Origin of the sequence: Streptomyces sp. NPDC092296 (genome assembly GCF_044755465.1) — a bacterium.
Taxonomy (GTDB): domain Bacteria; phylum Actinomycetota; class Actinomycetes; order Streptomycetales; family Streptomycetaceae; genus Peterkaempfera.
Genome location: NZ_JBIVRB010000001.1, coordinates 1,098,267 through 1,115,205, shown reverse-complemented (window position 1 = coordinate 1,115,205; position 16,939 = coordinate 1,098,267). Strand labels below are relative to the sequence as shown.

Annotated in this window: 15 protein-coding genes; 7 read left to right on the top strand and 8 right to left on the bottom strand. The window is 72.0% G+C overall.

Annotated features, from left to right (window positions below):
* Positions 1-261 precede the first annotated feature (261 nt).
* A complete protein-coding gene (gene greA, locus ACIQGZ_RS05180; RefSeq protein ID WP_402599455.1) occupies positions 262-759 on the top strand; it encodes a transcription elongation factor GreA in 498 nt (165 codons plus the stop codon).
* Positions 760-851: 92 nt separating this feature from the next.
* On the opposite strand, the gene ACIQGZ_RS05175 is transcribed toward greA, so the two are convergent.
* The 3 genes from ACIQGZ_RS05175 to ilvA all read right to left on the bottom strand — a co-directional run bounded on the left by ACIQGZ_RS05175 (position 852) and on the right by ilvA (position 4,112).
* Entirely contained in the window at positions 852-1,706 is an 855-nt protein-coding gene (locus ACIQGZ_RS05175) for an ABC transporter permease (RefSeq protein ID WP_402599454.1), read from the bottom strand.
* Position 1,707: 1 nt separating this feature from the next.
* Positions 1,708-2,703: an ATP-binding cassette domain-containing protein gene (locus ACIQGZ_RS05170; RefSeq protein ID WP_402599453.1), complete on the bottom strand. Its 996-nt coding sequence runs from the start codon at positions 2,701-2,703 to the stop codon at positions 1,708-1,710.
* A 191-nt stretch (positions 2,704-2,894) separates the two neighbouring features.
* Positions 2,895-4,112, bottom strand: a complete 1,218-nt coding sequence (ilvA, locus tag ACIQGZ_RS05165; protein ID WP_402599452.1) for a threonine ammonia-lyase — start codon at positions 4,110-4,112, stop codon at positions 2,895-2,897.
* A 173-nt stretch (positions 4,113-4,285) separates the two neighbouring features.
* Here ilvA and ACIQGZ_RS05160 point away from each other — a divergent pair, with 173 nt between their 5' ends.
* Positions 4,286-4,774, top strand: coding sequence for a MarR family winged helix-turn-helix transcriptional regulator (locus ACIQGZ_RS05160; protein WP_402599451.1), 489 nt, complete (start codon positions 4,286-4,288; stop codon positions 4,772-4,774).
* A 70-nt stretch (positions 4,775-4,844) separates the two neighbouring features.
* On the opposite strand, the gene ACIQGZ_RS05155 is transcribed toward ACIQGZ_RS05160, so the two are convergent.
* Positions 4,845-6,002, bottom strand: coding sequence for a cystathionine gamma-synthase (locus ACIQGZ_RS05155; protein WP_402599450.1), 1,158 nt, complete (start codon positions 6,000-6,002; stop codon positions 4,845-4,847).
* 148 nt (positions 6,003-6,150) lie between these two features.
* On the opposite strand from ACIQGZ_RS05155, the gene msrA reads away from it, so the two are divergent.
* From msrA to ACIQGZ_RS05140, 3 genes are all read left to right on the top strand, one after another.
* Positions 6,151-6,810, top strand: a complete 660-nt coding sequence (gene msrA, locus ACIQGZ_RS05150) for a peptide-methionine (S)-S-oxide reductase MsrA (protein WP_402599449.1) — start codon at positions 6,151-6,153, stop codon at positions 6,808-6,810.
* Positions 6,811-6,971: 161 nt separating this feature from the next.
* Positions 6,972-8,075 (top strand): acyltransferase family protein, encoded by a 1,104-nt coding sequence (locus ACIQGZ_RS05145; RefSeq protein WP_402599448.1) that lies wholly within the window; start codon positions 6,972-6,974, stop codon positions 8,073-8,075.
* 517 nt (positions 8,076-8,592) lie between these two features.
* Positions 8,593-10,881 (top strand): family 2 encapsulin nanocompartment cargo protein terpene cyclase, encoded by a 2,289-nt coding sequence (locus tag ACIQGZ_RS05140; protein WP_402599447.1) that lies wholly within the window; start codon positions 8,593-8,595, stop codon positions 10,879-10,881.
* Between the two features lie 116 nt (positions 10,882-10,997).
* On the opposite strand, the gene ACIQGZ_RS05135 is transcribed toward ACIQGZ_RS05140, so the two are convergent.
* Entirely contained in the window at positions 10,998-11,786 is a 789-nt protein-coding gene (locus ACIQGZ_RS05135) for a TetR/AcrR family transcriptional regulator (protein WP_402599446.1), read from the bottom strand.
* A 188-nt stretch (positions 11,787-11,974) separates the two neighbouring features.
* Between ACIQGZ_RS05135 and ACIQGZ_RS05130 the strand changes: the two genes are divergently transcribed.
* Positions 11,975-13,687, top strand: coding sequence for an MFS transporter (locus tag ACIQGZ_RS05130; RefSeq protein ID WP_402599445.1), 1,713 nt, complete (start codon positions 11,975-11,977; stop codon positions 13,685-13,687).
* Positions 13,688-13,766: 79 nt separating this feature from the next.
* Here ACIQGZ_RS05130 and ACIQGZ_RS05125 read toward each other — a convergent pair whose 3' ends face one another.
* The 3 genes from ACIQGZ_RS05125 to ACIQGZ_RS05115 form a co-directional block, all read right to left on the bottom strand.
* Positions 13,767-14,294, bottom strand: coding sequence for a DinB family protein (locus tag ACIQGZ_RS05125; RefSeq protein WP_402599444.1), 528 nt, complete (start codon positions 14,292-14,294; stop codon positions 13,767-13,769).
* Positions 14,295-14,375: 81 nt separating this feature from the next.
* The gene (locus ACIQGZ_RS05120) at positions 14,376-15,641 is read right to left on the bottom strand and encodes an Ig-like domain-containing protein (protein ID WP_402599443.1); all 1,266 of its coding nucleotides are present in this window, start codon (positions 15,639-15,641) and stop codon (positions 14,376-14,378) included.
* A gap of 172 nt (positions 15,642-15,813) precedes the next feature.
* Entirely contained in the window at positions 15,814-16,161 is a 348-nt protein-coding gene (locus ACIQGZ_RS05115) for a hypothetical protein (RefSeq protein ID WP_402599442.1), read from the bottom strand.
* A gap of 153 nt (positions 16,162-16,314) precedes the next feature.
* Between ACIQGZ_RS05115 and ACIQGZ_RS05110 the strand changes: the two genes are divergently transcribed.
* Positions 16,315-16,635, top strand: coding sequence for an LAETG motif-containing sortase-dependent surface protein (locus tag ACIQGZ_RS05110; RefSeq protein ID WP_402599441.1), 321 nt, complete (start codon positions 16,315-16,317; stop codon positions 16,633-16,635).
* Positions 16,636-16,939: the final 304 nt, after the last annotated feature.

The following is a 16,939-nucleotide window of genomic DNA, read 5'->3' as shown; positions in this document are numbered from 1 at the left end:
GAGTAGCCCAGCTCCGGGGTGGCCCCGGGCGGCGGCGCGCCGGTGCCGGGCCGGGCGTGGAATCCGGGTTGTCACACCCATGGGGCATATTCGATCCTGGTGGCGGGCATGCGGGCAGCAGCCGGCGGGTAGCCGTGCGCAGTCAGCCACTCCCCCTCACCGCTGAGAAATTGTTACGCTCGTGGTTTCGCCCCTTCCGCGCCGTCGGCCCGGGAGCGGGCGTTGCTTTGTAGTACAGCCGAGTACCGACGAGGAGCACCAGTGACCCAGACCAGCGAAAACGTCACCTGGCTCACCCAGGCGGCGTATGACCAGCTCAAGGCCGAGCTGGACTATCTGTCGGGTCCCGCACGCGTGGAGATCGCCAAGAAGATCGAGGCGGCCCGTGAAGAGGGTGACCTGCGCGAGAACGGCGGGTACCACGCGGCCAAGGAGGAGCAGGGCAAGCAGGAGCTGCGTATCCGCCAGCTCACCCAACTCCTGGAGAAGGCCAAGGTCGGCGAGGCGCCGTCGGACTCCGGCGTGGTCGCCCCCGGGATGGTGGTCACGGTCGCCTTCGACGGCGACCCCGACGACACCATGACCTTCCTGCTCGGCTCCCGCGAGGTGGCCGGCGACGATCTGGACATCTACTCTCCGCAGTCGCCGCTCGGCACCGCCATCAACGGCAAGAAGGTCGGCGCGGACGCCTCCTACGAGCTGCCGAACGGCAAGAAGGCCACCGTGAAGGTGCTGGAGGCCAAGCCCTACTCCGGCTGACCCGCCCGTGGACCCGCCGGAGGGCGGTCGCGGCCCGTGATGGAACGGGCCGGCGACCGCCCTCCGGCATGGTGGAGCCGCGGCGGGGCGGCTCAGGCGATGGCATTGCGGTACTTGCGCACCGCGAGCCAGGAGAAGAACGCCAGGATCAGCAGCGACCAGGCGAGCGACGCCTCCACCGGGTGCGCCATGGGCCAGACGTGCGAGGTGTCCACGCCCGGGTTGCCGAAGAGCTTGCGGCAGGCCTGGACGGTGGCGCTGAACGGGTTCCAGTAGGCGATGGCCTGGAGCCAGCCCGGCATGGTGGTGACCGGGACGAAGGCGTTGGACAGGAAGGTCAGCGGGAACAGCCAGATCAGACCGGCCGAGGTGGCCGCCTCCGGGCTGCGCACCGAGAGTCCGATCAGCGCGCCGATCCAGGAGAAGGCGTAGCCGAGCAGGAGCAGCAGCACAAAGGCGCCCAGCGCCTTGAGCACGCCCTCGTGGACCCGCCAGCCGACCACCAGCGCCACCGCGGCCAGCACCAGCACGGTGAAGGCGGTCTGCACCACGTCCGCCAGGGTGCGGCCGACCAGCACGGCGGAGCGGGCCATCGGCAGCGAGCGGAACCGGTCCACCAGGCCCTTGGTCATGTCCTCCGCGATGCCGGCCGAGGCACCGGCCGTGGCGAAGGTGACCGTCTGGGCGAAGATGCCGGCCATCAGGAACTCCCGGTAGGAGCTGCCGCCGCCGGAGCCCGGTACCTGGATCGCGCCGCCCATCACATAAGAGAAGAGCAGGACGAACATCACCGGCTGCATCAGGCCGAAGACGACGATCTCCGGAATCCGGGTCATCCGGCGCAGATTGCGCCGGGCCACGACCCAGGAGTCACGCAGGATCTGCACCACGCCGCCGCGCGGCTGCGGGATCTCGTGCCCGATCGCCGTAGGGGTGGTCGCCGCCATGTCATGCGTCCCTTCTGCCGGTGCCGGTACCGCTGGTCTCGCTGCCGCCCTCGGCGTCCTCGGCGGCGTGGCCGGTGAGGGAGAGGAAGACATCGTCGAGGGTGGGGCGGCGCAGGCCGATGTCGTCGATGAGGATGTCGTGTGCGTCCAGCTCGCGGATGACGTCCGCCAGCACCCGGGCGCCGCCGCTGACCGGGACGGTGATCCGGCGGGTGTGCTGCTCGACGGCGGGCTCGCCCTTGGCGAACGGGGTGAGCGCCTCCAGGGCGGTGGCTATCCGGTCGCGGTCGTGCACCACCACCTCGACCCGCTCGCCGCCGGTCTGCGCCTTGAGCTGGTCGGCGGTGCCCCGGGCGATGACCCGGCCGTGGTCGACCACCACGATGTCGTGGGCCAGCCGGTCGGCCTCCTCCAGGTACTGGGTGGTGAGCAGCAGGGTGGTGCCCTGCTCGACCAGGGTCTCGATGACCTCCCACAGCGCCATCCGGTTGCGCGGGTCCAGGCCGGTGGTGGGCTCGTCCAGGAACATCACCGGCGGACGCACCACCAGTGCCGCCGCCAGGTCGAGCCGGCGGCGCATGCCACCGGAGTAGGTCTTGGCGGGCCGGTCGGCGGCCTCCGCCAGGTTGAACCACTCCAGCAGCTCCTGGGCGCGGGCCTTGGCGTCCCGGCCGCGCATCTGGTACAGCTCACCGACCATCCGCAGGTTCTCCCGGCCGGTGAGGTACTCGTCGACGGCCGCGTACTGGCCGGAGAGCCCGATCAGGCTGCGGACCCGCTCCGGGTGCTTGAGCACATCGACCCCGGCGACCACGGCGCTGCCCGCGTCGGGGCGCAGCAGGGTGGTGAGCACCCGTACCGAGGTGGTCTTGCCCGCGCCGTTGGGCCCCAGGAGGCCGAGCACCGTCCCCTCGGGCACCTCCAGATCGACCCCGTCCAGGGCCCGGACGTCCCCGAAGGACTTCACCAGTCCCTCCGCTCTGATGGCTGGCGCCATGGTGTCCTCTCTCCTCCGTTGTCGGTGGTGGGGCGCACGTCCCCCGCAGCGCGGGAAAAAGCGATACATCGCGACCATGACAGAACGCGATGTATCGCGTCAAGCGAATATCGCACATACGCCCGCTCCCCCGGGTGCCGCTGCACGCAACAGCTTGGCGCATCCCACCGACAACGGACACCGGCCGCAGGTCAGCCCTGCCGCAGCACCGTGTACCCGGCCTCGCGGAGCAGCGAGACCACCGCCGCGCAGTGATCCGGACCCTTGGTCTCCAGATGCAGGTCCACCTCCGCCTCGCCCACCCCCAGGCCGGGCGCGGTGCGCACATGGGCGACGTCCAGCACATTGGCGTCCGCCCCGGAGAGCACCCCGAGCAGCGTCGCCAGCGCGCCCGGCCGGTCGCTGAGCAGCAGCCGCAGCGAGAGGTACCGGCCGGCCGCCACCATGCCGTGCCGCAGCACCCGCTGCATCAGCAGCGGGTCGACATTGCCGCCGGAGAGCACCGCCACCACCGGCCCCTCGGCGGCCTCCGGCTCCTGGAGCAGCGAGGCGACCGGGCTGGCCCCGGCCGGCTCCACCACCTGCTTCATCCGCTCCAGGCAGAGCAGCAGCGCCCGGGAGAGCGAGTCCTCGGTGACCGTCCGCACCCCGTCGGCAAGCGCGTTGACCACGGCAAACGGCACATCGCCCGGCCGGCCGACCGAGATCCCGTCGGCCATGGTGGCGTAGCTCTCCAGGCCCACCGGGCGGCCCGCCGCCAGCGACGGCGGATACGCCGCGGCCCCCGCCGCCTGCACCCCCACCACCCGTACGTCCGGGCGCAGCGGCTTCACCGCGGCGGCGATCCCGGCCAGCAGCCCGCCGCCGCCCACCCCGACCAGGATGGTGCGCACCTCCGGGCACTGCTCCAGGATCTCCAGGCCGACCGTGCCCTGGCCGGTCACCACGTCGGGGTGGTCGAAGGGGTGGATGAAGACCGCGCCGGTGGTCTCCGCGTAGTCCTGGGCGGCCAGCAGCGCCTCGTCGACGTTCAGCCCGTGCAGCCGCACTTCGGCGCCGTAGTCGCGGGTGGCCGCCACCTTGGGCAGCGGCGCGGCGACCGGCATGAAGACGGTGGAGCGCACCCCCAGCAGGGACGCCGCCAGCGCCACGCCCTGCGCGTGGTTGCCCGCGCTGGCCGCGACCACGCCCGCCGCGCGCTGCACCGGGGACAGCCCGGCGATGCGCACATAGGCGCCGCGCAGCTTGAACGAGCCGGTGCGCTGGAGGTTCTCGCACTTGAGGTGGACCGGCGCGCCGATCAGCGCGGAGAGGTAGCGGCTGCCCTCCATCGGGGTCACCCGGGCCACCCCGGCCAGCATCTTGTGGGCACCGCGCACATCGTCCACGGTGATCGTCCAGCTGCGCATGGAACCAGCGTAGGGCGCGGGCGAGCCCGCGCGCGGGGCGACGCCCGGTGCCGCCGGGGAGAAGTTCACGCTGTTCGGAGCGTTACCCCGGCAGGGTCGACTCACGTACCCTCGAAGGCGCCCGGTCCCCAGGACCGCAGGCGCACAGCACCGACTGAACATCGCGAGCCGCCATGACCACGGACCACACCCTCCACGACCGTCTGCAGTACCAGGTGGCGATCTTCGCCCGCCGGGTCGAACAGGTCCGCATCGGCGGCGTGGGCGCCCAGCGCAACTCCATGGACCGGGCGGCGTTCCTGCTCCTCAACCGGCTGGACTGGCAGGGCCCGATGGGCGTGAAGGCGCTCGCGGAGGCGATGGGGATCGACTCCTCCACGGTGACCCGGCAGGTCGCCCCGCTGGTGGACACCGGCCTGGTCGAGCGGGTGCAGAACCCGGACGACAAGCGGGCCGTCTTCCTGGGGCTCTCGCCGCTGGGCCGCGAGCGGCTGGAGGAGGTGCGGAGCAGCCGCCAGGAGCTGGTCCGCCGGCTGCTCTCCGACTGGCCGCAGGAGGACCGGGAGGCCTTCTGCGAGCTGCTGGCCCGCTTCAACCTCTCGCTGGAGTCGTACTCGACCGGCGGCGGCGCCCCGGACGAGGCGGCGGTGCCCAGCCGCTGACCGGCCCGGCACCGCCGCCCGCTGCCCAGCCCAGGACCGCTCAGCCCAGGACCGCTCAGCCCAGGACCGTTCAGCCCAGCGCCTGGGCCAGGTCCGCCAGCAGGTCGTCCGCCGACTCGATGCCGACCGACAGCCGCACCAGGTCGGCGGGCACCTCGAGCGCCGAACCGGCCGCCGAGGCGTGCGTCATCCGGCCCGGGTGCTCGATCAGCGACTCCACGCCGCCCAGCGACTCCCCGAGGGTGAACAGCTGCGCCCGGCCGCAGACGTCCACGGCCGCCTGCTCGCCGCCGGCCACCCGGAAGGACACCATGCCGCCGAACGCCCGCATCTGCTTGGCCGCGACCTCGTGCCCCTCGTGGTCCGGCAGCCCCGGGTAGTACACCTGCACCACCTTGGGGTGGCCGGTGAGCATGTCCGCGATCCGGGTGGCGTTGTCGCTGTGCCGGTCCATCCGGACGCCGAGGGTCTTGATGCCGCGCAGCACCAGCCAGGCGTCGAACGGGCCGGAGACCCCGCCCATGGCGTTCTGGTGGTACGCCAGCTCCTCGCCGAGCCCGGCGTCGGCGGTGATCAGGGCGCCGCCGACCACGTCGGAGTGGCCGCCCATGTACTTGGTGGTGGAGTGCACCACCACGTCCGCGCCCAGCGCCAGCGGCTGCTGGAGGTAGGGGCTGGCGAAGGTGTTGTCCACCACCAGCAGCGCGCCCGCGTCCCGGGCGATCTGGGCCAGCACCGCGATGTCCGCGATGCCCAGCAGCGGGTTGCTCGGCGTCTCCACCCAGAGCGCCCTGGTCGTGGTGCGCAGGCCGGCCCGGACCGACTCGGGGTCGTGCATGTTGGCCACCGACCACTCCACGCCCCAGCGCTGGAGCACCTTGGAGAACAGCCGGAAGGTGCCGCCGTAGGCGTCGCTGGGGATCAGGATGTGGTCGCCCGGCTTCAGTACCGTACGCAGCAGGCAGTCCTCCGCCGCCAGCCCGGAGGCGAAGGCCAGCCCGCGCCGGCCGCCCTCCAGCGCCGCCAGGTTCTCCTCCAGGGCGGTACGGGTCGGGTTGGCGGAGCGGCTGTACTCGTAGCCGCCGCGCAGGCCGCCGACACCGTCCTGCTTATACGTGGAGACCTGGTAGATGGGCGGGACCACCGCCCCGGTCTGCGGGTCGGCCTCTTGGCCCGCATGGATGGCAAGGGTTTCGAAGGCGTACTGCTGCCCGTGCTGGTCGCTCATGGTTCCCGAGCGTAGCCCGCCGTACCCGCCGGGGCCGACGCTCACCGCGCCGGGCCGGAAATTCCCGCTCCGCCCCGCACGTTGACGCAGGACAGGACAGGACCCGTCCACCGCGCTGCGGCTCGTCCGCGCCGACCGAAGGCCGCTCATGATCTTCAACCGTTTCAAGAACCGCATCCCCACCGCCGAGGAGGCCCTGCCCGGCCGCGCCGAGCCCGCCTTCGCCGTCCCCGACCGGCACACCGTGCTCGGCCACCCGCTGCTCGGCCCGTACCCGGCCGGCCTGGAGACCGCCGACTTCGGTCTCGGCTGCTTCTGGGGCGCCGAGCGCCGCTTCTGGCAGGTGCCCGGCGTCTGGACCACCCTGGTCGGCTACCAGGGCGGCCACACCTCCAACCCGACGTACGAGGAGGTGTGCAGCGGCCTCACCGGGCACACCGAGGCCGTCCGCGTCGTCTTCGACCCGGCCCGGGTCTCGTACGAAGAGTTGCTGAAGGTGTTCTGGGAGGCGCACGACCCGACCCAGGGCTTCCGGCAGGGCAATGACACCGGCACCCAGTACCGCTCGACCATCCACACCCACTCCCCCGCCCAGCAGGCGGCCGCCGAGGCCACCCGCGCCGCCTTCCAGCCGGTCCTGACCGCGCGCGGCTACGGCCCGATCACCACCGAGATCGTCCCGGCCGGCCCCTTCTGGCCCGCCGAGTCCTACCACCAGCAGTACCTGGACAAGAACCCCGCCGGCTACTGCGGCCTCGGCGGCACCGGCGCCTCCTGCCCCATCGGCGTCGCCCGCACCGAGAGCTGACCCGGCCAGCGGCTGACCCCAGCCCGGCCGCCCGGGAGTACGCGACTGCCGGGCGGCTGCGGGCTTCGTAGGGGCACCGACATGGAACCGGACCTGTGTGCTATTCATAAGCCTTCTCAGCCAGGCGTCAGTGCGCACTTCGCATACGGGGAACACATCAGATGACCGATCAGGCAGCCGTGCGCATGCCGCCGCAGTACAGCCCTGAGCAGCAGTCCCCCGCCACCCGGGTGCGCGACCCCTTCATGGACAACGCCAAGTACCTGGCCGTCGCCCTGGTGGTCTGCGGTCACACCTGGGGGACCATGGCCTGGCACTCCAAGGCCGTCACGGCGGCGTACGAGCTGGTCTACACCTTCCACATGCCGGTCTTCGTCGTGATCACCGGGTTCCTCTCCCGGAGCTTCACCGGCCGCCCGGACCAGTGGAAGCGCCTGCTCACCGGGGTCGTCGTGCCCTACCTGGTCGTCCAGGTGCTCTTCAGCGTCTGGGTGAACGCACTCAGCGACTCCTGGACGCCGATCCGGATGCTGACCCCGCTGTACCACCTGTGGTTCCTGCCGGCGCTCTTCGTATGGCGGATGACCACCCCGCTGTGGAAGGCCCTGCGCCCGTCCGCCGGCCTGACCCTGGCAGTCGCGCTCTGCCTGGTCGCGGGTACGTATCCGCTGGGCGCGACCCTCGACCTTCCGCGCGTCCTCCAGTTCATGCCGTACTTCGTCCTCGGGCTGCACCTCCGCCCGCAGTACTTCGCGCGCCTCCGCGCCAGCAGGGCGGCCCGCCCGCTCGCCCTGCTGGTGTTCGCGGCCGCCGGGGCGGCGATCTACCTCCGGGGGACGGACCAGAACCTCAGCTGGCTGATGCGCCACTTCGACCACCAGAGCCTGCACGTCAGCTATCCGCGCTGGATGCTGGACAACCTCGCCCTGGCTGCGGCGGCGCTGGTGCTCGGCATCGCCTTCCTCGCGCTGGTCCCCACCCGCCGCACCTGGTTCACCGCCCTGGGCAGCAGGAGTCTCTACGCCTACCTGCTGCACCCATTCGTCACCTACGGCGGCACACTGCTGCACTGGTGGTCCCCCGAGTTCTGGTGGACGCCGCTCGGCGAGATCGTGCTCACGGTCATCGCGTTCTCCCTCGCCACCATCCTGTCCCTGGGGTTTGTGCAGCGAGTGCTTCGGCCTGTGCTGGAACCCAGGCTCCCCTGGCTGTTCGCCCGGACCGAACTGGCGGTTGCGGAACTTCGGGACGAAACCCGGCGCTGATTCCCCGTCAGCCCTGGTGGGTGGCCTACGGGGCGTCGGTCGCCGGACGGTTCTGAAGTCCGAGGGTTCTGCTCGTCGGCACCCACGACGCTGACCGCCCGGCCACCGATCAGGAACTTCTCGCCTGTTCAGACTGTCGGAGTGGCGCCGCCGTCCATGACGTGGACGGTCGTCGCGGCCGTCGCGGCCGTCGCCGCCGCGTACGGGAGCGAGGCAGCGGCGGGCCGGCGGCCCGTCGACCAGTGTGCGGACCGCGACCAGGCGCCATGGGCATGTTCCTTGATCGTTAATGGCGGAATGGCCGAGATTCACCCGATCGGTCGGCAAGGGGCGATGTCCATGGCCCGGCGGGGGCGGGGCGCCTAGCGTGAGCGGCGGGTCACCGGGTGGCCCGCGGGTCCCGTGCTGCGCGGGGCCGCACGGGGCCGGGGGGGACGTACCCGTACCGCAGGACCGGTCGCGGCGCGGTTCCGGCGCGCCCGGGGCCCGGAGGACCACGAAGAGAGGCTGGGCGCAGATGCCGCAACCATTCACGCTTCCGGAGTTCTACCTGTCCTATCCGGCGCGGCTCAATCCGCACCTGGAGAGCGCCCGGGAGCACTCCAAGGCGTGGGCCCGCGAGATGCGGATGATCGAGGGCTCCGGCATCTGGGACGAGGACGACTTCGACTCGCACGACTACGCCCTGCTCTGCGCCTACACCCATCCGGACGCCTCGGCGGCGGAGCTGGCGCTGGTGACCGACTGGTATGTGTGGGTGTTCTTCTTCGACGACCACTTCCTGGAGGTCTTCAAGCGCAGCCGGGACATGGTCGGCGCCAAGGAGTACCTGGACCGGCTGCCCGCCTTCATGCCGGTGCAGCCGGGCGGCGAGCCGGCCGAGCCGACCAACGCGGTGGAGCAGGGGCTGGCCGACCTGTGGGCGCGTACGGTGCCCAGCATGTCGGAGGACTGGCGCCGCCGCTTCGCCGAGAGCACCCAGCACCTGCTGGAGGAGTCGCTCTGGGAGCTGTCGAACATCAACGAGGGCCGGGTCTCCAACCCCGTCGAGTACATCGAGATGCGCCGCAAGGTCGGCGGGGCGCCCTGGTCGGCCGGGCTGGTGGAGCACGCCGCCGGGGCCGAGGTGCCCGCCGTGATCGCGGCCAGCCGCCCGATGCGGGTGCTCAAGGACACCTTCTCCGACGGGGTGCACCTGCGGAACGACCTGTTCTCCTACCAGCGGGAGATCGAGGAGGAGGGCGAGCTCTCCAACGGCGTGCTGGTGGTGGAGCGCTTCCTCGGCTGCGACACCCAGCAGGCCGCCGAGACCGTCAATGAGCTGCTCACCTCGCGGATGCAGCAGTTCGAGCACACCGCGCTGACCGAGCTGGAGCCGCTCTTCGCCGAACACGGCCTGGACGCCGAGGCCCGGCTGAAGGTGCTGGCGTACGTCAAGGGCCTCCAGGACTGGCAGTCGGGCGGCCATGAGTGGCACATGCGGTCCAGCCGCTACATGAACGGCAGCACCGGCGGCTCCTCCCCGGCGGCGCAGGCGCTGGGCGGCCCGACCGGGCTGGGGACCTCGGCGGCCCGGCTGCTGACCTCGGTGGCGGCGACGGCGCCGCGCCGACTGCGGCGGCACACCCGGGTCCCGCACCAGGTGGTGGGTCCGGTGCCGCTGCCGGACTTCCGGATGCCGTACACCACCCGGCTGAGCCCGCATCTGAACGCCTCCCGCCGCGCCATCATGGACTGGGGGCGCCGGATGGGCATGCTGGACGACGCCGTGCCCGGGGTGCCCGGCTCCGGCATCTGGGACGCCCACAAGCTGTGGAGCTTCGACTTCGCCCTCTGCTCGGCCGGCATCCACCCCGACGCCTCACAGGCCGAGCTGGACCTGACCACCGGCTGGCTCACCTGGGGGACGTACGGCGACGACTACTTCCCGGTGGTCTTCGGCCGCACCCTGGACATGACCGGCGCCAAGGTCTGCAACGCCCGGCTGTCGACCTTCATGCCGGTGGACGACTCCCCGATGCCGGAGCCGGCCAACGCGCTGGAGCGCGGCCTGGCCGACCTGTGGACCCGTACGGCGGGGCCGATGACCGGGCAGGCCCGCCGCAGGTTCCGCACCGCGATCGAGGACATGACCAGCAGTTGGCTGTGGGAGCTGGCCAACCAGATGCAGAACCGCATCCCCGATCCGATCGACTACATCGAGATGCGGCGGATGACCTTCGGCTCCGACCTGACGATGAGCCTCTGCCGGCTCGGCCACGGCAAGACGGTACCGCCCGAGGTCTACCGCAGCCGCCCGATCCAGGCCATGGAGAATTCGGCGGCCGACTACGCCTGCCTGCTCAACGACGTCTTCTCGTACCAGAAGGAGATCGAGTTCGAGGGCGAGGTGCACAACGCGGTGCTGGTGGTGCAGCACTTCCTGGACTGCGGCCTCGACCGGGCGCTGACCGTCGTCAACGATCTGATGACCGCCCGGATGCAGCAGTTCGAGCACATCGTCTCCGTCGAACTGCCCGCACTATACGACGAGTTCGCACTCGACGCCGAGGCCCGCCGCACCCTCACCGGGTACGCGGAGGAGTTGCAGGACTGGATGGCCGGCATCCTCACCTGGCACCAGGGCTGCCATCGGTACGAGGAGGCCGAGCTGCGGCGCAACGCCGGGCTGGCGGAGCCGGGTCGGCTGCTGCGCGGCCCCAGCGGGCTGGGCACCTCGGCGGCCCGGCTCGGGGCACTGGCGGCCGGGCGGTCCGGCGGCGGTGCGCGGCCGGACGGCGGCCGGATGGCGCTGGTGGGCGGCTGACGGCGGCTGACGGCGACTGACGGCGGCTCCGCTGTTGGGGTACCTGCTGTTGGGGCGCCCGCTGTTCGACTGCGGCCTCCGGGGCTTCCGTACCCCGGAGGCCGCGGCATGGCCGGTCAGGCCGAGCTCCCGCCGTCGCTCTCGCTGTCGTTCTTGCCGTCGTCGAGGTAGCTGGCGATGCCGCGCACGATGATCTCCAAGCCCAGTTCGAAGCGGTCGTCCTGGGTCTCATCGGACATCAGCCGGCCCAGCGCGACCAGATGCGGGAAGCGGTCCGGCGGCAGGGCCGCGAAGTACTCCTCCAGCTCGGACTTCATCTTCCGCCAGGACGCCGGGTCGTCCGAGCCCACCTCGCGCCGCATCCGGTCGGCCCAGACGCCCTCTTCCAGGGCGAAGCCGTCCATGTAGGTGGAGAGGACGTCCCCGGCCACCGCCGTGATGCGGTCGGGCACCCCGGCGGTGCGGAAGATGGCGAGCAGCCGTTCCACCTGCGGGAGCAGCTCCGAGGTGAACGGCACATGCGCCATGGAGATCCGGGCCAGGTCACGGTGGGCCAGCAGCCGCGCCCGGCCCTCGCGGGCGTACTCCTTGATCTGCTCCTGCCACCGCTCCGGGTCGGCGTCGGGCAGCTCGTAGCCCTCGAACATCCGGGTGTACATCAGCTCCAGCAGCTCGTCCTTGGCGCTGACGTGCGCATAGAGGGCGGAGACGGCCACCCCCAGCTGGGCGGCGACCTGGCGCATGCTCATTCCGTCCAGGCCCTCGCGGTCCAGCACGGTGTACGCGGCGTCGACGATCCGCTCGCGGGTGAGCGGCACCCGGGTGACGGCGGCAGGTCTGCGCGAACGCTCCCAGGGGGACTTCGGCAGGGAGCGGTCCGGGTCTGGGGGCGCCGCGTCACTCATACGGCCAAGTTTAAACCGGTGGGGTGAACAGTGATCGGCCGGACTGAACGGCGATCTGGAAAGAGACGCGATATAGCTTGATACTCGGCATGGATGCGCTATATCGTGGCAAGGCACCAGAACACTGTTCACGGGGTGAACAGCGATCAGCTACGCTGAACGCTGTTCACCAACGAGGGAGCCCTTCCATGACCACCACCGGGGTCGCACCCGACAACCTGGCAGCAGCCGACGAGCCCACCCCTTACCGGTGGCGCTGGGCCGCGCTCTTCGTCATCCTGGCCGCCGAGGTGATGGACCTCCTCGACGCCATGGTCTCCAACATCGCCGGTCCCTCGATGCGCGCCGACCTCGGGGGCAGCGCCAACACCATCCAGTGGCTGGCCGCCGCCTACACCCTGTCGATGGCCGTCGGCCTGATCACCGGCGGCCGGCTGGGCGACATCCACGGCCGCAAGCGGATGTTCCTGATAGGCGCGGTCGGCTTCACGGCCGGCTCGCTGCTCTGCGCGGTGTCCCAGTCGCCGGAGATGCTGATCAGCGCCCGGGTGGTGCAGGGCCTGTTCGGCGCGGTGATGCTGCCGCAGGGCCTCGGGATGATCAAGGAGATGTTCCCGCCCAAGGAGATGCAGGCCGCGTTCGGCATGTTCGGCCCGGTGATGGGGCTGTCGGCGGTCGGCGGCCCGATCCTGGCCGGCTGGCTGGTCCAGGCCGACTACTTCGGCACCGGCTGGCGCATGATCTTCCTCATCAACCTGCCGCTGGGGCTGGCGGCCCTGTTCGGGGCGCTGCGCTTCCTGCCGGAGAGCCGGTCCCCGCACCCGCTCAAGCTGGACGTGCCCGGGATGTTCCTGGTCTCGGTCTCCGCGCTGCTGATCGTCTACCCGCTGGTGCAGGGCCGCGAGCTGGGCTGGCCGCTCTGGACGTTCGCCATGATGGCCTGCTCCGTGCTGCTCTTCGTGGCCTTCGGCCGCTGGGAGGCGCGCCGCAGCCGGGCGGGCGGCGACCCGTTGGTGGTGCCGAGCCTGTTCCGCAAGCGGGGCTTCAGGGGCGGTCTGGTCGTCGGTCTGGTCTTCTTCTCCGGCATGAACGGCTTCATGCTGGTCTTCAACCTCTACACGCAGCTGGGCCTCGGCTACTCCACCCTGCGGGCCGGTCTGGCCATGGTGCCCTGGTCGGTCGGTATGGTCGGCGGCTTCGGCGTGGCCCAGGCGGTGCAGCGGTTCGGCCGCCGGGTGCTGCACGGCGGCGTGCTGGTCATGGCGGGCGGTGTGTTCGGCATCTGGCTCACCCTGGAGGCGGTCGGCGCCGGGGTCACCCCGTGGCAGCTCATCCCGGCGCTGCTGGTCACCGGGCTGGGCATGGGGCTGCTGATGGCCCCGTTCTTCGACACCGTGCTCGCCAGCGTGGAGCCGCACGAGACCGGCTCGGCGTCCGGCACGCTGACGGCGGTGCAGCAGTTGGGCTCCGCGTTCGGCGTGGCGCTGCTGGGCACGGTCTTCTTCAGCCTGCTGGGCGGCGGGGTGACCTCCGCAGCCGACGACCACGCGCCGCAGCTCCGCGCGCAGTTGGCGGCGGTGCAGGTCACCGGGGCCGCTCAGGACGCCATCGTCAGCGACCTGCGGGCCTGCGTCCGCGACCGGGCGGGGACCGACGACGGTGCCGCGACGCCGGCCTCCTGCGTACGGCTTGAGCGGGAAGGCCGGGCAGCCGCAGGGTCTCCGCAGGCCGGGGCGGTGATCGCGCAGGCGGTTCAGCAGGGCGGTACGGATGCCTTCCGGAACGGCTTCGGGCAGGCGATGCGGATCATCCTCTGGGTGGTCGACGGGATGCTGCTGCTGACCTTCTTCGCGGCGTTCCTGCTGCCGAAGCACGCGCGTGAGGGTGGCGCCGGGCACTGAGTCACGGGATGCGATGCGGGCCGGGGCGCCGGGGGGCGCTCCGGCCGGCTGCGTCCTCGGGTCCGGACGGGGGGGACGGTCAGGGGTTGACGTCGTGGAGGTGGTGGATGGGGTCGTGGATGCAGTAGCGGGCGAGGGTGGCGACGGTGAAGTGGGCGCCGTCGCTGCGGTCGCCCGTACGGTGCCACTGGTCGCCGGAGACCCGGTCGAGGATGGCCGCCAGGGCTTCGGCGTCGGCGCCGAGCTCGCCGGCGACCCGGGTGGGGTCCTGTTCGGCGTAGCGGTCCGCCACGGCGGTCTCGTCCTGGTCCCAGTTGGGGAAGAGCGGGCCGTCCTGGGTGAGCATCAGCTCGAACCGGACGGCGAAGATCCGGAAGACGTCCCGTACGTGGCAGGCGTACTCCAGCGGCGACCAGACGTCCGGCCGGGGGCGGCGGCGCAGCGCGTCGGGGGTGGCGGCGGCCAGCAGCGCCGTCCAGTCGGCGGCGTTGGCGCGCAGCAGGCCGGCGACGGCCGTGGGGTCGACGGCGGCGGTGTCCAGGCCGCAGTCGGGGCAGGGGCGCCGCAGCACCCAGGTCCAGTCCTTGGTGTCAGGGGTGATGATCACCGTCCCAGGATGCGGCCGCTCGGCGGGCGCCCTCCAGCGGCGGCACTGCCGTGCTGCGTCGGAAAACTGCCAACGGCCGGGTCAGAGCGCGCTGCCGGCCTTCCAGTCGGCCCAGGGGACGTTCCAGCCGCTGAGCCCGTTGCCGGGGCTGACGACGCGGTCGCCGGAGTGGACGACCTCCACCACGTCGCCGAGCATCGACCCGGCGTAGAACTCGGCGGCCGGGGTGTGCGGGTCCTTGGCGCCCTTGACGTCCCGCAGCCCGATGCAGCCGTGGCTGGTGTTCTGGTGGCCGAAGACCGAGGGGGCGGCCCAGTAGTTGCCGTGGATGAAGGTGCCGGAGGTGGTGAGCCGCTGGGCGTGCGGCACATCCGGGATGTCGTACTCGCCGCCGAGGCCGACGGTGCGGGAGTTCATCCGGGTCTTCAGGTGCTGCTCGGAGATGACCATCCGGCCCGCCCAGGTGGTGTGCTCGGGGCTGCCGCCGGAGACCTCGTAGGTGGCGGTCACCCGGCCGTCGCGGCGGACCGTCATCCGCTTGCTGCCCAGGTCGACCACGCTGATCTGGCTGCGGCCGATGGTGAAGTGCACGTCCTTGGACTGGATGCCGTACACGCCCGGGGCGCCCTCGACGTCCTTGAGCCGCAGGCGCAGGGTGATCCGGGTGCCGGGTGCCCAGTACTGCTCGGGCCGGAAGTCCAGCCGGGTGTCGTCGTACCAGTGGCCGACGATCTCCACATCGGGGTCGGCGGTCACGGTGATGGCCTGCTGGACGGCCTTGCGGTCGCGGACCGGGGCGTTGAAGTTGATCGACACCGGCATGCCGACGCCGGAGGTGGAGCCGTCCTCGGGGGTGAAGAAGCCGACGAAGGTGTGGTCGGCGGCCTTGGTGGTGAAGGTGGCGGCGGCCTCGGCGGGCAGTCCGCCGGGGTCAACCGCGCCGGCGGTGACCGCGTACCGGGCGGATATGCCGAGCCTCCCGGTGGACTGCCAGCGGGTGGAGTCGGCGGACATGGTGCCGGGCACCGGCCGGCCGCTGTCGTCGGTGACCTTGACCGAGGTGAGCCGACCGCCGGTGGCGGTGATGGTCACGCCCCGCTCGAAGTCGGCGTCGCGGGTGCCGTCGGCGGGGCTGACGGTGACCCTGGCGGTGGAGACCCGGGGGGAGGCGGCGGCGCTGCCGCCCGGACCGGCGCCGGGGGTCTGTCCCGCCCGGGGCGGGGCCGGGTGGTCCGGGCTGCTGCACGCCGCCAGCAGGGCCGCCGGGGCGGCGGCCAGCCCGGCGAGCAGGCTGCGGCGGGTCCAGTCGCGGGTGGTGGCCGGGGGCTGCTTCTCGGGTGCCGTCACGTCGCCGTCTCCCTGGTGCTCCTCGTCGTCCGTACGGTTCTACCCATTCACGGGGTGCCGATCCGTCCGGGCCGCCGGGCCCGCCGGGGCGGCGGGGGCACCCCGGGGGCGCGCGCCGGGGTGCCCGTCCCCCCGGACCGGCGCTGGGCGGGTACGGGGGGACGGGTACGGGTCACGCCCCGGCGGCGTCCTCCTCGGACTCGTACAGGTCCCAGTCCTCGCTCTCCGGGTCGAACTCGGCCTGGCCCGACTCCCAGGTGGCCTGGGTCAGCTCGACGCCGGGTACGTCGCCGAGCAGCTGTACCGGGTCGACGAAGTGGGCGAGCGAACCCGCCGGGTCGACCTCGATGGCCTCCACGGCCTGGGCCCGCTCCTCGTCGTCCAGGTAGGAGTCGGCCTCGACCTGGCGCAGGGCGGCGGCCTTCAGGGCCGACTCGTCGGTGATCTCGGCAATCAGTTCGATGTGCAGGCGTACATAGCGGGGCTGGACGTCGTCGTCGGTCATGTCGGTGCTGGTCATGCAAGTGAGGGTAGGCCAGTGGCGGGCCGGGTGCGGCACCGGCCGATCCGGGCTTCGGCTACCCAACCGGGCTTCGGCTACCCATCCGGGCGCGGGCTCACTACGATCGTGCGGACGGCCCGAGCGGGCCGGACACGACGTGAGGAGGCACCGGTGGCCCGGCGACACGTGGCGAAGCACAGTCCGCTGGCGATCGCCGGGGCGTCGGTCGGCGGTGCGGTGCTGCTCGCCCTGGTCCTGGGGCCGGTGGCTTCGGCTGCTTCCACGGGCTCCGAGGAGGTCGCGGCGGCGAAGCCGGTCCCGGCCGCGCGGCCTGCCGTTGCGGCGGCGGGGGCGGGCGTGGAGGGGCTGCGGCTGGCCGACACCGGCAGTGTGCGGACGACGCCCTATCTGCTGGGCGGTACGGCGTTCCTGGTGGTCGGCGGGGGGCTGCTGTACGCCCTGCGGCGGCGTGAGGTGGAGGACGCGGCCTGACGGGCCTCGGGGCTGGGCTTCGGGGGCTGGGCCGGGGGCGTTGGTGGTACTCGCGCTCCGCTGGGTGCGGCGTTGCGGGGCGCTGATTTTGGTGTGCGGGTTCTTTGGCTTTTGGGGCTTGGTGCGGGCTCGGTGGGGTTGTTCGCGCAGTTCCCCGCGCCCCTGACGGGGGTGCCGGGCTGGGCACGGGGGCCTGGTGCGGGTTTGGTGGGGTTGTTCGCGCAGTTCCCCGCGCCCCTGACGGGGGTGCCGGGCTGGGCACGGGGGCCTGGTGCGGGTTTGGTGGGGTTGTTCGCGCAGTTCC